The 430-nt window shown below is 68.1% G+C and carries 1 protein-coding gene; it reads left to right on the top strand.

From position 1 onward, the window contains the following. Positions 1 to 430, top strand: a 430-nt coding sequence (locus QM588_RS25605; protein WP_283317433.1) for an alcohol dehydrogenase catalytic domain-containing protein, incomplete at both ends; no start/stop codon positions are given.

Below are 430 nucleotides of genomic sequence, written 5' to 3'. Positions count from 1 at the left end.
CATGTCGAGGTCGGCGACTTCGTGGTGCTGAACTGGCGGGCGGTGTGCGGGGAATGCCGAGCCTGCAAGAAAGGCACACCCTGGTACTGCTTCGACACCCACAATGCCTCGCAGAAGATGACCCTGAGCGACGGCACCGAACTGTCCCCGGCGTTGGGTATCGGCGCGTTCGCCGACAAGACCCTCGTCCACGAAGGCCAGTGCACCAAGGTGAACCCCGAGTCCGATCCCGCCGTCGTGGGACTGCTCGGGTGCGGGGTGATGGCCGGGCTCGGTGCGGCGATGAACACCGGCCACGTCTCGCGCGGCGATTCGGTGGCGGTGATCGGCTGCGGCGGTGTCGGCGATGCCGCGATCGCCGGAGCCCGCTTGGCGGGGGCGTCGACGATCATCGCCGTCGACCGCGACAAGGGCAAACTCGACTGGGCTC

The organism is Rhodococcus sp. IEGM 1354, assembly GCF_030056855.1.
GTDB lineage: Bacteria > Actinomycetota > Actinomycetes > Mycobacteriales > Mycobacteriaceae > Rhodococcoides.
This window is presented reverse-complemented; position numbering and strand designations above follow the sequence as displayed.